The sequence below is a fragment of the Rubeoparvulum massiliense genome (assembly GCF_001049895.1).
In the GTDB taxonomy this organism is placed as follows: domain Bacteria; phylum Bacillota; class Bacilli; order Rubeoparvulales; family Rubeoparvulaceae; genus Rubeoparvulum; species Rubeoparvulum massiliense.
Map to the genome: position 1 here is coordinate 1023340 of NZ_CVPE01000006.1, position 18427 is coordinate 1041766.

Annotated in this window: 15 protein-coding genes and 1 other annotated feature; of the genes, 1 reads left to right on the forward strand and 14 read right to left on the reverse strand. The window is 45.8% G+C overall.

Going from position 1 to position 18427, the window contains the following annotated elements; translation table 11 throughout:
• Positions 1–81 precede the first annotated feature (81 nt).
• A complete protein-coding gene (locus tag BN1691_RS12760; RefSeq protein ID WP_048602852.1) occupies positions 82–2775 on the reverse strand; it encodes a calcium-translocating P-type ATPase, SERCA-type in 2694 nt (897 codons plus the stop codon).
• Between the two features lie 155 nt (positions 2776–2930).
• Between BN1691_RS12760 and BN1691_RS12765 the strand changes: the two genes are divergently transcribed.
• Complete coding sequence (locus BN1691_RS12765) at positions 2931–4649, forward strand: Rqc2 family fibronectin-binding protein (RefSeq protein WP_048602558.1); 1719 nt, start codon at positions 2931–2933, stop codon at positions 4647–4649.
• Between the two features lie 40 nt (positions 4650–4689).
• Here BN1691_RS12765 and pyrE read toward each other — a convergent pair whose 3' ends face one another.
• The 13 genes from pyrE to BN1691_RS12830 form a co-directional block, all read right to left on the reverse strand.
• Positions 4690–5331, reverse strand: a complete 642-nt coding sequence (gene pyrE, locus BN1691_RS12770) for an orotate phosphoribosyltransferase (RefSeq protein ID WP_048602559.1) — start codon at positions 5329–5331, stop codon at positions 4690–4692.
• Positions 5324–6052: an orotidine-5'-phosphate decarboxylase gene (pyrF, locus tag BN1691_RS12775; RefSeq protein WP_048602560.1), complete on the reverse strand. Its 729-nt coding sequence runs from the start codon at positions 6050–6052 to the stop codon at positions 5324–5326. The genes pyrE and pyrF overlap by 8 nt, the downstream gene beginning before the upstream one ends.
• On the reverse strand, positions 6012–6998 hold the full coding sequence (locus tag BN1691_RS12780) for a dihydroorotate dehydrogenase (RefSeq protein WP_076850192.1): 987 nt from the start codon (positions 6996–6998) through the stop codon (positions 6012–6014). Before BN1691_RS12780 ends, pyrF begins: the two co-directional genes overlap by 41 nt.
• Positions 6995–7762 (reverse strand): dihydroorotate dehydrogenase electron transfer subunit, encoded by a 768-nt coding sequence (locus BN1691_RS12785; RefSeq protein ID WP_048602561.1) that lies wholly within the window; start codon positions 7760–7762, stop codon positions 6995–6997. The genes BN1691_RS12780 and BN1691_RS12785 overlap by 4 nt, the downstream gene beginning before the upstream one ends.
• A gap of 2 nt (positions 7763–7764) precedes the next feature.
• Complete coding sequence (locus tag BN1691_RS12790) at positions 7765–9048, reverse strand: dihydroorotase (protein WP_048602562.1); 1284 nt, start codon at positions 9046–9048, stop codon at positions 7765–7767.
• A complete protein-coding gene (locus BN1691_RS12795; protein WP_048602563.1) occupies positions 9008–9961 on the reverse strand; it encodes an aspartate carbamoyltransferase catalytic subunit in 954 nt (317 codons plus the stop codon). The genes BN1691_RS12790 and BN1691_RS12795 overlap by 41 nt, the downstream gene beginning before the upstream one ends.
• Before the next feature lie 161 nt (positions 9962–10122).
• On the reverse strand, positions 10123–11475 hold the full coding sequence (locus tag BN1691_RS12800) for a uracil-xanthine permease family protein (RefSeq protein WP_048602564.1): 1353 nt from the start codon (positions 11473–11475) through the stop codon (positions 10123–10125).
• A 146-nt stretch (positions 11476–11621) separates the two neighbouring features.
• The gene (gene pyrR, locus BN1691_RS12805; protein ID WP_048602565.1) at positions 11622–12164 is read right to left on the reverse strand and encodes a bifunctional pyr operon transcriptional regulator/uracil phosphoribosyltransferase PyrR; all 543 of its coding nucleotides are present in this window, start codon (positions 12162–12164) and stop codon (positions 11622–11624) included.
• Between the two features lie 226 nt (positions 12165–12390).
• Positions 12391–13344 carry an RluA family pseudouridine synthase gene (locus BN1691_RS12810; protein WP_048602566.1) on the reverse strand — a complete coding sequence of 318 codons (954 nt, stop codon included), beginning with the start codon at positions 13342–13344 and terminating at the stop codon, positions 12391–12393.
• A gap of 5 nt (positions 13345–13349) precedes the next feature.
• Positions 13350–13805, reverse strand: a complete 456-nt coding sequence (gene lspA, locus BN1691_RS12815; RefSeq protein WP_048602567.1) for a signal peptidase II — start codon at positions 13803–13805, stop codon at positions 13350–13352.
• A 113-nt stretch (positions 13806–13918) separates the two neighbouring features.
• On the reverse strand, positions 13919–14659 hold the full coding sequence (locus BN1691_RS12820) for a TraR/DksA family transcriptional regulator (protein ID WP_048602568.1): 741 nt from the start codon (positions 14657–14659) through the stop codon (positions 13919–13921).
• Positions 14660–14765: 106 nt separating this feature from the next.
• Positions 14766–17537 (reverse strand): isoleucine--tRNA ligase, encoded by a 2772-nt coding sequence (gene ileS, locus BN1691_RS12825; RefSeq protein ID WP_048602569.1) that lies wholly within the window; start codon positions 17535–17537, stop codon positions 14766–14768.
• 60 nt (positions 17538–17597) lie between these two features.
• Positions 17598–17828 (reverse strand) — a binding site (T-box leader).
• Between the two features lie 53 nt (positions 17829–17881).
• Positions 17882–18379, reverse strand: a complete 498-nt coding sequence (locus BN1691_RS12830) for a DivIVA domain-containing protein (protein WP_048602570.1) — start codon at positions 18377–18379, stop codon at positions 17882–17884.
• Positions 18380–18427: the final 48 nt, after the last annotated feature.

Consider the following 18427-nt stretch of genomic DNA (forward strand, 5'->3'; position numbering starts at 1 on the left):
CAATCTACTGATTCGTCACCGGATCTACTTTTTCTATTGTAGCCAAAACTGTATGGTTACACAAGGGTTTATGGGAGAAGCTTAACGAGCCATCCTAAGCTGGCGTTGCTGAAGTAAACCACCCATACCAAAAAGAATGGTGGGCATCACTGCTAGCATCCCGATTACAGTCCAGTCTCGTAAGGTTAAGGATACGGTATGGAAGATGGGCTGTAAGGCTTCGATTTCGATGACACAGACAAGCATGAAGAAGGAGAGCAGCACCGCACCGACGAGCAAGCGATTTTGCAAAAGGGGTCGAGCAAAGACAGAGCGTTCGCTCCGGCAATCAAAAACATGAATCAATTGTGCCACAACCAAGGTGGCAAAGGTGACCGTTTGAGCATAGGCTAATTGCTCCATATTCCCCTTATAGGCCCAATTGAACGCCAGAATACTCACAATCCCAATGGCCAAACCACGGCTGACAATTTTACTGCCAAGACCACGACTAAAGAAGTTCTCACCGTGGTGGCGAGGTGGACGTAGCATGGTTTCTTCCTCCGGCTGATCGACCCCTAAGGCAAGGGCAGGTAAACCATCTGTAACCAAATTGATCCAAAGAATTTGGATCGGTACTAAGGGGAGAGGAAATCCTGCGAGCATGGCAAGGAACATCACCAGAATTTCGCCTACATTGGACGCAAGAAGATAGCGAATAAACTTACGGATATTATCATAAATATTACGCCCCTCTTCAATGGCAGCTTCAATGGTGGCAAAGTTATCATCTGCCAGGATTAAATCAGAGGCCTCCTTCGCTACATCAGTTCCACCCTTGCCCATGGCCACTCCGATATCCGCTTGCTTAATGGCAGGTGCATCATTTACACCATCACCAGTCATGGCAACCACATGACCATTAGCTTGAAACGCTTTCACGATCCGGAGCTTATGCTGTGGGGAGACACGGGCAAAAAGCTGGATCTCTTCGATTTGGTCTGCTAATTCATCGTCATTCAGCTGATCAAGTTGACTTCCATCTAGTACCTTTCCCTTAGGGGGGAGCATACCCAATTGGGTCGCAATAGCAACTGCTGTTAACAGATGATCCCCAGTAATCATCACCGTACGAATCCCAGCTTCATGACATTTTTTAATGGATTGCGCCACTTCAGGACGTGGTGGATCGATCATACCTGTCATGCCAACGAAGATCAGCCCTTCTTCCATATGTTCATCCAACTTATTACCGCCTCCTAGCGGCATTGGACGATATGCAAAGGCGAGATTACGCAGAGCACTTCTTGCCATCTCCTCATTGACTGCTAATATCCGCGCGCGCTCTCCAGCTGATAAACGTTCTAAGCGTCCATCCAATAGCTGCCACTCACAGCGCTGGATGATTAAATCTGGAGCTCCCTTACAGAAGAGGAAAGCTTCATCTTTACCATTTTCAACAAGGACCGACATCCTTTTCCGTTCAGAATCAAAGGGGAGTTCTCCCATTAATCGCCAGTTTTTCTCCAGATAGGCAGCATCAACGCCACCCTTATTAGCCATGACAAGCAGAGCACCCTCCGTTGGATCTCCATCCACACGCCAATGTGCAGGATGGCTGCCATCTCCATTACAGAGTAACTGTGCTTGATTACAGAGTGCAGCAATCTCTAACAACCGTTGTAATTCCAATATTTTTGCTACATTGACTGGTGTGCTGTTCTCTGTAAATGCTCCCACCGGCTGGTAACCATTTCCGCTCACATCGATTCTCCGTCTCCCACTAAGAAGCTGTACGACCTCCATTTTATTCTGTGTTAAAGTCCCTGTCTTATCAGAGCAGATTACTGTGGTACATCCCAATGTTTCCACAGAAGGTAGCTTCCGAACAATCGCACGTCTTCGAATCATCCGTTGTACACCAAGGGCTAGTACAATGGTAACAATAGCTGGTAACCCTTCTGGTATAGCTGCCACGGCCAAGCTGACTCCTGCCAATAACATTTGGTAGAGAGGTTCACCATTCAAAACGCCTAAGCCTACCACCACCATGGTCAAAAAGATAGCTAAGACAATGAGGAGTTTCCCCAATTGTTCGAGACGAATCTGTAGTGGGGTCGATGCCCGTTCTGCTGATTGTAAGAGATGGGCGATCTGACCAATTTCCGTATCCATCCCTGTTCCAATGACCACACCTACTCCTCGACCACGGGTCACCGAGGTCCCCATAAATGCCATATTCTCTTGATCACCTAAGGAAAGGTTAGACTTCATAATCGCATCGGTACTCTTACGTACAGGTAAGGACTCTCCAGTTAATGTGGCTTCATCAATATGGAGGCTATGGGTCTCAAGTAGGCGGAGATCAGCTGGAACACGATCTCCATCATGGAGCAATACAATATCACCAGGAACCAACTGCTCAGCTGGGATAAGTAAGCGTCTCCCTTCGCGAATCACATGGGATTGGGGAGCTGCCAATTGGGACAGTACCTTAAGGGATCGTTCTGCTCGATATTCCTGAAAAAAACCTAAGAACGCATTGAGAATGATTATCGCAATAATTGCTAGCCCATCCATATATTCACCTAATAAACCTGATATCAAAGTGGCTACCAATAAGATAATCACCATCACATCACGAAATTGTTGTAATAATAAACTAAACGCAGATGTGCCCTGCTGCTGTTGCAACTGATTCAGCCCTACTTCTTCTAGTCGGTTGGTAACAGCTTTCGTCTGCAAGCCGCTCTTACGATCACTCTTTACTAGCTGGAGAACCTCATCTTCCTTCATCTGATACCATACTTTTGTTGTCACCGACCACTCCCCCTTAATCTTTCTCTCTCCACTCTATGCAGACAAGCACCATTTCATGATCTGATTCCCATGATTGTCCCATGAGAAAAAATGAAGTATGCTATACAACAGACAGTAGAGAGGTGAGAATCATGGCATTTGATGGTTTTGTGGTCCGTGCCCTTGTACATGAATTATCACAAGCAATTATCGGAGGAAAGATTGCCAAAGTGTATCAACCTTTTCCCGATGACCTTTTGCTGATCATTCGCAATCAAGGACAGAATTATCGGCTGCTTTTCTCCGCAAATCCTACTTATCCACGCTTTCATCTAAGTACAGTGGAAGAGGAGAACCCGAAAGAGGCTCCCATGTTCTGCATGCTAATTCGGAAACATTGTGAAGGTGGAACGATTAAATCCATCGAGCAGGTAGGAATGGAACGGGTTATCCACATAGATATTCAAACAAGAGATGAACTTGGGGATGAGCAAACACGGAGAATGATTTTTGAATTGATGGGGCGGCATAGTAATTTAGTCCTTCTCGATCTTAAGACCGAGATGATCCTCGATAGTATTCGCCATGTAACCCCTGCCATTAGCCAATATCGTGTAGTACTACCAGGACGTCCTTATGTGACACCGCCAGTACAGGAAAAAACCAACCCACTCCACGCTACGAAGGAGGAATTTATCAGTAAAATCCAATGGAATACAGGACGTATCGATCGCCAAATGGTAGAGCAGTATCTCGGCTTAAGTCCTTTACTGGCAAAAGCGATCCTCCATCAAGCTGGTCTTGCCAACCATGAGTCACTCTGGAACTCCTTTAGCCAAGTGATGGATTGGGCTAAACAGCATCACTATACACCGCAGATCGTCCATACTGCGGAGAAGAGTTACTTCTCTGTATTCCCTCTTCCCCATCTTGACGGGGAGCAGATCAATTTTGCAACAGTGAGTCAATGCCTAGAAAGCTATTTTCATGGCAAAGCACAACGGGATGCCATTAAGCAAAAAGCCCATGACCTCCTCCGTTTTGTCAAGAATGAGCGGGATAAAAATGAGAAGAAGATTGTCAAGTTGGAGGCTGGAAAACTCGAGGCTGAAAATGCACAGATCTACCAATTATATGGTGAATTACTCACCGCCTATCTTCATGAAATTCAGAAAGGTCAGAGCGAGGTCCACTTGATCAATTACTATGATCCTGATCAAGCAACCCTTACCATTCCACTGCAGCCTAACAAGACACCTGTAGAAAACGCTCAGATTTATTTCAAGCAATACAATAAGGCAAAGAAGAATCTACAATTGGTTGATGCCCAAATTGCTGATGCTCAAGAAGAGATCAACTATTTTGACACATTGCAGCAACAGATCGAGGTAGGAGGTCTCTCCGATATCCAGCAGATCCGTGAAGAATTAGAAGAGGGTGGCTATCTCCGTTCCCATCAAAAAATGAAACGGAAGCGGAAGCCTGAACAACCACTTCCTCACACCTATATCTCTTCAACAGGTATCCCCATCGCTGTTGGGAAAAATAATAAACAGAATGATTATCTCACAATCAAATTGGCCAAGGCATCCCATTGGTGGCTCCATACGAAAGAGATTCCCGGTTCTCACGTGGTGATTCAAGCTGAGGACCCTGATGAAACTACCATCCAAGAAGCCGCTATGTTAGCTGCCTATTTTAGTAAAGCACAGCTTTCTAGTAAAGTCCCTGTGGATTATACTCAAGTACGTAACGTGAAAAAGCCACGGGGAGCAAAGCCTGGTTTTGTCATCTATGAAAAGCAATCCACCATCTATGTAACACCTGATGAAGGGAAGATCCAGCAAATGAACAAACGGTCCCCGCGATAGGGAACCGTTTGTTTTTTCATGCATTTTCTCTTATTAAGCGCTATTTCGCTTCATGCTGCGCTGTCCATGCCCATGGATCTTCCTTCCAATCATTAATGGTAGCCAATTGCTCCTGCTGCCATGTTCCTGAGTTCTGTAGGACCTCCAATAAGGTGGCAAGATTGGTGAGACTATTTAAACGATACCCTGCCTCATTAAACTTTTGTTGCGTGGAGGGAAAACCATATTGAAAGATGCTAACCACTCCAAGGGGAATGGCATCAGCAGCCTTAACTGCTTCGATACTCTGCCAGGAGCTTTTTCCTGTGGAAACCAAATCCTCTACAATGACTACCTGATCACCCGCTTTAATTCTTCCTTCGATCTGCTTGCCCATGCCATGTGCCTTGGCTTGGGAACGCACATAGATCATGGGTAGCTCGAAGCGTTCTGCCAGCCAGGCTGCATAGGGGATCCCTGCTGTAGCTGTGCCTGCTACCACATCGATTGGCCGTTCCCAGCCCTTCACCTGCTTCGCCATCTCTTCCACCACAGCCCTTCGTAGCTGAGGGAGGGAGATGATCTGCCGATTATCACAATAGATAGGGCTTAGTAAGCCTGAAGTCCAACGGAATGGTTGATCTGGACGAAGTTGAACGATCTTCTGATCAAAAAGCACCTGTGCCCACTCATGTTCATTCATCTTCTTGTCCTCCTTTAAACTGCTCAAGAATAGTGTGATAAGCAGCAAGCGGATCTGTCGCCATGGTAATAGGACGACCAACCACAAGATAATCTGCGCCTAGCTGCCTTGCCTCATTAGGTGTTGCGCTCCGCTTCTGATCATCCTGACTGATTCCAGCAGGTCGAATTCCTGGTGTCACAGTCAAGAAATTAGGAGAACAGTAGCTCTTAATCTCTTTCGCTTCCCAAGGGGAGCATACCACACCATCTAACCCTGATTGCCATACGAGCTGGCTTAAATGCTGAATCATCTTCGGTAAAGGAAGAGCATGGAGCCAGTTCTGGCGCATACTCTCTTGATCCATACTGGTTAAGAGAGTAACACCCAGAAGATAGGGCTTGTGGCTGCCATGGGCTGCTTCTAAGCCTTCCCTCGCTGCTTCTAGCATTGCACGGCCTCCCATAGCATGTACATTCACCATTTCAATGGGATATTGCGCCATATTCTTCATGGTTAGCCGTACTGTATTGGGAATATCAAAGAGCTTCAGATCGAGAAACAGCTTGTAGCCTTGTGTTGCTAACTTTTCTACAAGGGGTAAGCCTTCTCGGTAGAAGAGCTGCATTCCAATCTTCAAGCCCTTTACTTCTCCCTCCATTCTATCGAGAAATCCCCACAGCTCATGCTGTGTAGGAAAATCACAAGCGACATAAATCCTTTCCTGCCACGACGGTTGCATTCAGCTTCTCACCTTTCTTATCAGCACTATTCTTCCAAGCCATTCCAATAACCTCTTCTACGGAACGCCAACCTCGTTCCTGCAGGGTTTCTGCCAATTCGTCGATCAGTTGGGAACAGATGAGAGGATTACGGAAGTGGGCTGTGCCAATTTCCACTGCAGTGGCTCCTGCCATCAAAAATTGTAAGACATCATCAATATTCATGATTCCACCAATCCCAATTACCGGGATGGAGATTGCCTGGCTAACTTGATAGACCATGTATAAAGCTACCGGCTTAATGGCAGGTCCAGATAAGCCTCCATACCCACGAGCTAGGATAGGCTTCCCAGTCCTTGTATCGATGGACATCCCCAAGAGCGTATTGATCAGGCTCACACTATCTGCTCCACCCTCCTCAGCCGCACGGGCAATGGAGACGATATCCGAAACATTGGGGGAAAGCTTCACTACCAGAAAGCGTTGTGTCAATTTGCGGAGTCGTGCTGTTAGCTCAAAGACACTCTGTGGATTCTGACCAAAGCTCATCCCTCCTGCTGACACATTGGGACAGCTAATATTGATTTCATAACCCGTTACCCCAGCTGATTCTTCAAGGAGCATAATCACCTGCTCCATCTCCTCCAAGGTGGAGCCAGCTACATTGACCAGCACTGGACTTTGGTATTGGGCTAAAAAGGGAAGCTCATGCTCTAAGACATGATGAACTCCAGGATTTTGTAAACCGATGGAGTTAAGCATTCCACTGGTGGTCTCAGCGATCCGTGGCAACGGATTACCGATACGTGGTTCCAATGTTGTCGCTTTCGTCACAATGGCTCCTAGCTTGGATAAATCATACAATTGCCCGATCTCCTCACCATAGCCAAAGCAGCCTGATGCCGGTATAATGGGATTGGAAAGGGTAAGGGACCCTAGTTGAACCTGCAAAGGATTGGTCTTCATCGCGATTCCACCTCACTTGCTGCCACTACTGGGCCATCGGTACAGACACGGAATGGCTTGGTAGAAGGATGAACACAGCCTTGACATACACCAATACCACAAGCCATTCGTTCCTCTAAGGAAAGGTAGCCTAGCTTGCCAGAAAGCTGCTGAGTTAACACATCTAGCATGGGTCGTGGCCCACAGGCATAATAGAGCTCCCAACGATCCTGCGCTGGCAAATATTGAGTCACATAGCCTGCTTCCCCTAGCGAACCATCCTCCGTAGCAACGATCACTTCACCTAATTGTTGAAAGGCTTCAAGATAAAAAGCTTCATCAGCAGAACGAAAGCCTGCTGCAATCACAAGGGGAATCTGCTTCGCTGCAAGCACCTTGGCCAAATAATAGAGGGGAGCTAAGCCAACGCCTCCACCAATTAAAAGGCGAGGCTTCTTAATCTCATCTTGATTAGCGAGCAAAAGGGGAAAGCCCTGACCAAGGGGACCCATCACTGAAACCATTTGACCTACTTCCCAGGTTCTCATCCGCTCCGTACCTACTCCAACTACTTTATAGATGACATGAAGATGACCTTGCTCTGAGTCAAAGTCAGCTACGCTAAATGGGCGGCGTAGCAAAAGCTCATTCCCTTCATCTACCTGGATGGTCACAAATTGCCCAGGCTCTACCATATAAGAAGGTGGTGTTTGCAGCACCAGCTCCAAGAGATTGGTACCTAGCACCCTATGATCTAATAATTTCATCTCTTGAAGAATACTCATCCTCATCGACTCCCTTCTTCAAGCCAAGCCAAGCGGCCACCTACAAAGGTATGGGTTACACGTCCTTCTACCTTCCACCCAGTAAACGGTGTATTGCGTCCTTTCGAGGCAAAGGTAGATGGCTGAATCGTATACGTCTCATTAAGATTGACCACCGTCAAGTCCGCTACAGCACCTGGGGCAATCCTCCCGCCAGCAAAGCCAAAGATTTCGGCTGGTTGTGTAGACATCCGCTCCACCAGCTCCCGTAATGTTAAGTATCCGGGTTTAACAAGATAAGTATAGAGGAGAGGAAATGCTGTCTCTAAGCCAACGATACCAAAAGGTGCTCGCTCCATCCCCCGCTCCTTCTCCGCTACGGTATGAGGAGCATGATCAGTAGCGATCATATCTAATACGCCTGTTTGTAGAGCATGTACAAGTGCTTCCCGATCCTCTGAACTGCGGAGAGGAGGGTTCATTTTATAATTGGCGTCCAACCCAGGGATATCATCATCGGTTAAGAGCAGATGATGCGGTGTTACCTCAGCGGTTACATGAACTCCATGCCTTTTTCCATCTGCAATGGCGCGGATGGATTCCCATGCAGAGCAATGGCAGACATGATAATGGGCACCTGTAGCTCCGGCTAACTGAATATCACGAGCTACTTGCAAGGATTCACTTAAGGAGGAGATGCCAGTGAGCTGATATTTACGAGCAAAATTTCCGTCATGCACACAGCCACCAGGCTCTAACATCCCCTCATCTTCACAATGAGCGAGAATGGGCATTTCTAAGGCTGCTGCCTCCTTCATTGCTTGATACATCATGCCTGAGTTCTGAACTCCCCGGCCATCATCGGAGAGCGCCCAAGCTCCTGCTGCCTTTAATGCAGCAAAATCGGTTAATTCTTCTCCTTTTAAGCCATAGGAGATCGCTGCCACTGGATAGAGACGAGACAGTGCTAAGCTCTTTGCTTTCTCAACCATATCGCTGATTGTCTCAGGATGATCCGCTGTGGGCTTGGTATTGGGCATACACGCCACACTGGTATATCCTCCACGAACAGCAGCCTCTAACCCTGTTTCGAGACTCTCCTTCTCAAGAAAGCCAGGGTCACGGAAATGGACATGTACGTCGATAAAGCCCGGCATAAGATAAGAACCATTCAGATCGATCACCTGCTCACTTACATGTGGTGTAAGCGTCGGTGCGATCTCTACAATCCGGTCCCCTTCAATCCGTACATCACCATGACTCTCTTCAGGCAGAAGCAGGTTTGCTTGTTTTAGCAAGATGGACATGGGACACCCCTCCTGTAAGTAGATATTCTAAAATAGCCATCCGAACAAATACGCCATTCTCCATCTGTGTAAAGATTTTGGACTTCTCTGCTTCCACAAGGATGGTGTCTAATTCCACACCACGATTGATGGGTCCAGGATGCATCAAAATCGCATTTTCTTGCAATCGGGCATAGCGTGCTCGTGTTAGTCCATAGCATTGATGATATTCTTCCTGTTCCAGCCCTAGTAAATCTTGATGCCGTTCATTCTGGATTCTTAGCATCATCACCACATCTACTTTTTCTAAATACTCATCAAAATCAACAATCGGAACTGAATTTAACTGTGGAATAGTTGTGGAAATGGGAGTGACAAAAGGAGTAGGACCGCTCACCATCACATTAGCCCCTAGTTTCTGAAGAAGCAAGAGATTGGAATGAGCCACACGACTGTGTAAGATGTCACCAGCAATCAGGATATTTAAACCCTCTACATGACCAAAATGCTGCCAGATTGTATAGAGGTCGAGCAAGGCTTGGCTTGGATGCTCTGCAGAACCATCGCCTGCATTAATGATGTGCAAGGAGAGTTGGTCAGCAACCTCCTGAAGTAAGCCATCTTGACCTTGACGCACGACAGCAGCTTGAACGCCTAAAGCCTCTAAGGTACGTAAGGTATCGTAAAGCGATTCCCCCTTTAACACGCTAGAATGCTGGACATCGAAGGGAAGTAGCTCTGCTCCAAGGCGGCGTGCCGCTACTTCAAATGAGCAGCGAGTTCGGGTGCTCGGTTCATAAAATAGCGTACTCATCCATGTACCCCGTAATGGAAGTGTATCGGGCATAAGATTACTTGCGTAACGATTCGCTTGCTTCATCAAGGTCCAAATCTCATCCTTTTCCAACTGATTGATGCTTAGAAGATCCTTCATCTGACCATTCTCCTTCCTAGGCTTCATAGGGTATAGGAATGGATGGTTGGCAAGAAAAAGCCCTCTTCCTGAACGGTAAGAGGGCAAGCGCAATCAACCGTTCCTTATCAGCCTCACGGGACTGATTTAAAAGAATCGTGTTCAATAGTTTTTCATTATTTTTATTTGTTTTCCATGGCCTTTTCCTGTTTCCTCGTACCATAGGCAACTGCTTTATCAGGTAAGATAGCATGCAGGATAATCCCTAGGAATGTAGCCATGGCAATATTATCAACGGTTAAATGGGCAATGAAATCACTCACACTGGAGAGTTCAGCAAAGTCCAGCTTATATCCACCGATACCTGTGATAAAGATGACAGCAATCACGAGCATATTCCGCTTATGTGAGATATCAACGCCATGCTCCACAAACATCCGAACACCTTGAGCAGCGATGGTACCGAAGAGCACAATGGTTACACCGCCTAATACGGGCTTAGGAATCAAGGCTAATGCTACACCGATTTTCTCGATGAAGGAGAAGGTAATGGCAAATACTGCTGCGAGTCCAATCACTTTTGTACTAAATACTCTTGTAATGGCCAATACACCGATATTCTCACCATAAGTAGTATTTGGAGGTCCGCCAACGAAGGCAGCCAAGGTTGTTGCTAAACCATCACCAAGGAGTGTCCGTGTAAGACCTGGTTTTTTCATCAAGTCACGGCCCATAACCTCACTAGTTACAAGCAAGTGACCAATATGCTCTGTAAGTGTTACAAGGGCAACCGGTACAATAATCAGGGCTGCCAACCATGCGTCTGGACTACCAAATGCGGTGAAGAGCTCTGAGGTTGTAAAATCCGGAACCTTGAACCAGCTTGCTGCTCGAATCGCCTCCAAATCAATCCATTCAGGGTATCGGATGAAGGCATAGATATAGCCACCGATAATCCCTACAAGAACAGGAATTACTGAGAAGAAGCCGCGGGCAAACATCATGGTACCAACCACAATGATTAGAGTGACCAATGAAACTTCCATGGCATGTAAGGTATAAACACTACGGTCTGTAATCATGGGGTCATTCATGGCCCAGCCGATGGAAACACCAGCTAAGGCAAGACCGATGACACTGATAACAGCACCGATAACCGCTGGAGGAAGGAGACGATCCAACCAAGCAATCCCGATCTTCTTCACAATGAGTGCCACAATTACATAGACCAAACCTGCTAAGAGTGCACCTAGCATGGCAGCTCCTACACCTTGGCTAGCGCTTACTGCAATAATCGGCCCGATAAAGGCAAAGGAACTTCCAAGATAATTGGGAACTTGTCCCTTCGTTAGAAAGAGGAAGAGCAATGTACCTAAACCACTGGAGAATAGGGCAACTGAAATATCTAGTCCCGTAATAATCGGCACTAACACCGTCGCACCAAACATGGCAAATAGGTGCTGTAAAGATAAGGGAATCCATTTTTGAAGTGCTGGACGCTCATGCACGTCAACAAGAATTTTGCTGTTCTCCATCTCCATAACCTCCTCATCCACTCTTTTTCTGTTGGTCACGGAGAGTTGTGACCCTTTTCAGCCTCACTGGACTGTTTTAAAGAGTGATCTTGTTAGTTTTTGCATTGCTGTATCATATAAACGGAGAGCATCCGTTCTATGAACGATTAAGAAATATCACGTTCTTGAATCACAACACCATCTTCTGAATCAATCTCATCAAGGAGTACCGAAACAAGCTCGCGGCGTGATGTTGGAACATTCTTTCCTACATAATCTGGTCGTATGGGTAATTCACGATGACCTCGGTCTACCAGCACAGCCAGTTGAATCATCGGTGGTCGTCCTAAATCAATCAATGCATCTAGAGCAGCCCTAGATGTACGTCCTGTAAAGAGGACGTCATCCACTAAGATGACCTTATAACGGGTGATATCAAAGGGAATCTGTGTATCCTGTAAAACTGGCTGCTCACTCTTCTCCGTTAAATCATCGCGATATAATGTGATATCTAACTCTCCTACAGGAACCTGAATGCCTTCAATCTCTTCAATCCGATTGGCAATGCGACGGGCCAAGTAAATTCCCCGTGTTTTGATCCCCACAATGGCAATCTCCTCAACGCCTTTGTTTTTTTCAATAATTTCATGGGCAATCCGTGTTAAAGCACGGCGTACTGCATCTCGGTCCATAATCTCCCGTTGTTTCATGAAAGTGAACCTCCTTTATGGATTACAAGCATATAAAAAAGCCTCCAACCCATAGGCTGGAAGCTTGACCGCTCCTGTAAAATCGTCTCTACCTATCAACTAGGCAGATCCCAAGATGGTTCAAATCACTTCCTTCATAGCCTCACGGGACTATCTTAAAGGACATCATTAACCCTTCCTGTATTATGACAGGTTCTTCTCATGAAGTCAATGAGAAATCGAAGAATTATCGTAGCTTTTCCATGCGTCTTAATTCTTCGATTAATCGAGCCATCTCTTGGGGAAGTGGCGCTTCAAAAAGTAATGACTCTCCTGTACGTGGGTGCGTAAAACCAAGAACCTTTGCATGCAATGCCTGGCCTGCAATATCCAAGGTTTTCTTCGGGCCATACTTCGGATCTCCTACGAGGGGAAATCCAATAAACCTCATATGCACCCGAATCTGATGGGTTCTTCCTGTTTCTAATCGACATTCCACCAAGGTGTAATCCTGAAACCTCTCCATCACCTGAAAATGGGTGATCGCCTCTTTTCCATTCTTCTCCACAACGGCCATACGTTGACGATCCGAGGGATCACGACCAATAGGTGCATCAATGGTTCCCCGTTCGTGGGGAATCACGCCATGAACCAATGCCCAGTAGCGACGAATCACCGTATGATCAGACAATTGCTTTGCCAGGGATTCATGGGCTAAATCGTTTTTCGCTACCACAAGAAGGCCTGAAGTGTCCTTATCAATGCGATGGACAATGCCTGGTCGCATCATTCCATTGATTCCTGATAAATCAGTACAATGGGCCAGCAGGCCATTGACAAGGGTATCTTCAAAGTGACCTGGGGCAGGATGTACCACCATCCCTCGCGGTTTATTGACCACGAGGAGATCCTGATCCTCATAATAAATGTCTAAATCCATTGGTGTAGCCACAAGTTCTAACTCTTCAGGTGGTGGAATTAGGAGAACGATCTGGTCATTAACAGCTACCTTATAATTGGCTTTTACCACTGCTCCATTCACCTGTAAGCGATTCTCCTTAATCCACTTCTGAATTAAGGAGCGCGACCAATTACCTGCCAAGACGAGATATTTATCGATGCGTTCACCAGAATCCTTAGGTTGAACGTTCCATTCCCAGACATCATTACCTTCTTCTTCATCATGCCAATTGGTTACCATCTTATTCACCCATTCTTCCGAGACAGCACGAGCATATCAAGGATGAAAAGAAATACTCCGATGACGATAGCTGAATCGGCCACATTAAAAATTGGATAATCATATGTAAAAATGTAAACATCAATAAAATCAACCACTTTTCCTGAAAAGAGACGATCGATGAAATTTCCAATAGCGCCTCCCATTATCAAGGATAAGGCAATGGAACTGACACGATTAATTTGACGTTCCTTCTCCAGCATGTAGATAATTGCAATCACAACCACCAGCGTGGTTACAATGAAAAAGATCCGCTGGTTTTCTAAAATGCCAAAGGCAGCACCAGCATTTCGATGTGAAGTGAGGTATAAAAAGGAATCGATCAACGGGATGCTCTCCCCTACTTCCATCCACTTTACCACAGCTAATTTTGTTATTTGGTCTACAGCGATTACAATCAATGCAATTAGATAGTAATACAATAGAGGTTCCTCCTCAACCAATGGTCCCGAAACTTATCCCTTCGATTGTATCACAGGGAGAAAAGCACCTCAATATGAAGTGAGGAGCTATAGACGCATAGCCCCTCAACTTCCTACTCATTATCATATTGATTGGGTAAATCCATCAAATCCGCCAACTCATCATCCATGAGCCATTCATCCATATAGACAAAAGAATAAGGACCATCAACAATCTGTCCATGTTCATCAATCTCAAGATAGATCCCCTCCAATGGGATCCCCTCTAATTCAGGGAGTTTCATGGTGAAATCCCCCATTTTACTAGCTACAATACTGACGTCTTCATGCTTAGACTCTAGTGTACCCCCTGATGTTGAGGTCCCATACTGCTCCACTGCATCCCATATTTCATCAAGATACCAGTCCCACATCTCATTCACCTGATTCGCTGCCATGTAGGTATTATCCTGATCACGGATGCCCTCACCTGGAACCACTTTGCCTGCAGTATTTACCATCTGTGAGTGATCTATGCAAAAGCTTGCTGTAGGAAGCGCATCGAGCCGTTCATAGGGTATCTCCTTACCACATTCTTGGCATATTCCATATTTGCCCTCTGCTAACCGCTCCAGCGCCTGTTCAATCTCTATAACTCGTTGTTTTGAGCGTTCCAATAAGGCCGAATCCTTTTCACGTTCATAATATTGATCGCCATAATCAGCAGGATGATTGTCGTAGCTGGACAATTCAGTATTAAACATCCTTGTGCTTAGGTCGAAGCCAAGCCGTTCATTCTCTTTGATCCGTTGTAGCAGCATGGCCCGCTCTGCTTGCAAACGTTGTTGAAAATAAAGCTGATGCTCTGCTTTCATAACGATGAATCCCCCCTTTCATCCATTAGTCTTTACGGAGAAAGGGGGGATACGCAAACAAATTGCAACCAGTATTGTCAGCAATACGCCTGATTAATTAGTGCGATTATTGAACTATGTGATGGTCCTCTTCCTCCATCACATGAGCACAACGTGGGCACAGATCAGCATGATGTGGATCATGGCCAACTTCAGGAAGCACCATCCAGCACCGCTCACATTTTTCGCCTTGGGCGTTTTCCACTTTTACTGCAACACCATCCAAAGTCATGGCATCAGCTGGTACAGCTTCCCCTTCATGGACATGAACCTGGGATACAATAAAGAGCTGCTCTAGTTCATCGGTTAATCCTAACACCTTTAAGGTAGCCTCATCAGGGTAGAGATGTACATCCGCTTCCAGAGAAGAACCGATTTGCTTGTCCTTACGCGCTACCTCTAATGCTTTGAGAACCTCATCGCGAAGGGCAATCAATTGACCCCATTTATCTTCTAGATCTTGATCCACATATTCGGAATGAACCTCTGGCATATCTACTAATTGAACACTCTCCACCGTTTGACCAGGAATGTACTGCCAAACCTCCTCCATGGTATGCGGTAGGATGGGAGCAAGGAGGCGAACCAATACCTGTAGCATCTCGTACATAGCAGTTTGAGTAGAACGTCGACGTGTACCCTTTGAAAGATCACAGTAGAGTCGATCCTTGCTTACATCCATGTAGAAGGCACTCAAATCAACGGTAAGGAAGTGATGTAACGTCTGATACACTGTACTAAAGTTATACTCTTCATAGGCATTGAGGACTTTTTTGAGAACAGATTGCATCCGACTTAACATATAGCGATCTAACTCGTTCATTTCGGCATAAGGTAAGCGATCTGTGGCTGGATCGAAGTCCGATAGGTTACCTAAGAGGAAGCGGAAGGTATTACGGATCTTCCGATAGCTCTCAGCAATCTGCTTCAAAATATCGTTGGAGATCCGTACATCTGCTGTATAATCCACGCTAGATACCCATAAGCGTAGGATATCTACACCTAATTGTTCACTCACCTTCACAGGATCAACCACATTGCCTAAGGACTTGGACATTTTGCGGCCCTCTCCATCTAAAACGAAGCCGTGACTGAGAATGCTCTTATAGGGAGCTCGACCAAATACTGCAGTGGCTGTAATTAAGGATGAATTGAACCAGCCCCGGTACTGGTCTGAGCCTTCTAGATACATATCAGCTGGCCATGGGAGTCCACGTTCTTTCAGTACTGCAGCATGAGAGGAGCCTGAATCGAACCAAACATCCATGATATCCTTCTCTTTTCGGAAGTGGTCATGGCCACAGGCTTCACAGGTCATTCCCTCTGGCAAGAGTTCCTCTTCGGATTTAGCAAACCAGACAGATGAACCATGCTCACCAAATAGCTTGGAAATATGTTCAATGGTCTGATCATTGATTAAAGGATGGCCACATTCCTTACAATAGAAAACAGGTATTGGTACACCCCAAGCTCGTTGTCTGGAGATACACCAGTCGCCACGATCGCGGATCATATTGTGGAGACGTGTCTCTCCCCAAGCAGGAGTCCAACGAATTGAAGCGATCTGTTCCAGCATTTTATCACGGAATGCATCAATGGATGCAAACCATTGCTCAGTAGCACGATAGATTACAGGCTTCTTCGTCCGCCAATCATGGGGATATTGGTGATTGATAAAAGCAAGTTTAAGTAAAGCACCCTTCTCTTCAAGTAACTGGGTGACTGCCTTATTCCCATCCTCATAGAACATCCCTGTAAATCCAGGAGCCTCTGCTGTGAAATATCCACGATCATCTAAGGGGGATAGGATTCCAAGGTCATATTTCTTACCCACCAGATAGTCGTCTTCACCATGACCAGGTGCGGTATGAACACAGCCAGTACCTGTATCAAGGGTGACATGTTCACCTAAAACAACAGGAGATTTGCGTTCATAGAAGGGATGTTGAGTGATGACTCCCTCTAATTCTGCCCCCTTGAAGCGCTTAGCAATCTCAGGAGAGGACCATTCCAGCGCCTGACTCACATTCGATAATAATCCTTCTGCTACAAGGTATTCTTCCCCAGCAACCTTCACCAGCACATAGTCAAGTTCTGGATGAATGGCAATCCCTAGGTTAGCAGGAATCGTCCAAGGTGTAGTAGTCCAGATGATCACATAAGAACCATTAGGGAGCTTGTCTTGGCCATCGGTGACTTGAAAGCGAACATAGATGGAGGGTGAGCGTTTATCATAATACTCAATCTCTGCTTCAGCCAACGCCGATTCAGAGGATGGTGACCAATATACGGGCTTCATTCCCTTATAAATATAACCATTCTTAGCCATTTCACCAAAGACCCGAATTTGCCAGGCTTCGTATTCTGGCTTGAGGGTAATATAAGGATGATCCCAATCGCCACGGACACTGAGACGTTTACATTGCCCACGTTGATGGTCAACATAGCGCAAGGCATATTGGGTACATTTTTCTCGGAACTCGATGAGGTCCATGGATTTACGATTTACTTTTTCCTTCGTTTCTACTGCATGCTCGATGGGGAGACCATGGGTGTCCCAACCTGGAATATAAGGAGCATCGTAGCCACTCATCGATTTGTAACGGACGATAAAGTCCTTCAGAACCTTATTCAGTGCATGCCCCATATGGAGATCGCCATTGGCATAGGGAGGGCCATCATGTAAGACAAAGGTAGGGCGTCCCTTCGTTCGAGCTTGAACCTTTTCATAAATCTTCTCTTCATCCCAGCGTTGCTGTGTCTTGGGCTCATTTTGTGGTAAGTTTCCCCGCATTGGAAAAGCAGTCTGGGGCAAACATAATGTCTTGCTATAATCCATCACCAATTCCTCCTATTCACAATGAATTCCTCATTTTAAACGACAAAAAACCTTTTCATCCCAAGGGACGAGAAGGTTTGCTCGCGGTACCACCCTCGTTGATCATATTTAGTCTGACCTTCAATATGATCCACTCAGCAATTCGTAACGTGAATTGAGACGGCTTCCCTACTAAAGATTTCAGGTTGCAGCTTATGGGTGATTTTCAAAGGCGCTCCTTATCGGTCTCTCACCATTACCGACTCGCTTCAAAAGTAGCTGCCATTTACTCTTCCCATGCATAGCTGTTGTTGGTTAACAGTTTTTAAAAAAGAGCTGTTATTCTAGGAATTATATCCTCTGTTTCATTCTTCGTCAAGTAAGTTCTTGCCATTGTCTGAAGCATTGGCCAGTTCATCCCAATCATGCTGGTTTAGCATTTCCAATTGAGCCTCAAGCAATGCGCGAAAACGCGTCCGATAGACAGAGGCACGCTTCTTCAATTCTTCAATTTCATATGTAATTTCCCGTGCTTTAACCAAGGCTTCATTGATAATCCGATCGGCATTCTTCTCTGCTTCTTTAATGATCAATTGGGCCTCTTTACGGGCATTGGTCTTCACTTCTTCAGCGGTTTCCTGTGCAACAATAATCGATTTACTTAAGGAATCCTCAATATTATTGAAATGACTAAGACGATCCTCAAGTCCGGAGATTTTTTCTTCTAGCTCCTTGTTCTCCTTCAGAAGTAATTCATAATCCTTTGCAAGATGATCCATGAACTCATCTACATCATCCATATCATAGCCGCGAAAGCCACGACTAAATTCTTTATTGTAGATGTCTAATGGAGTTAACGCCATCGCTGCCTCCTCCTCGTCAAGGTACTTATTTACTTGTCATATTCGACA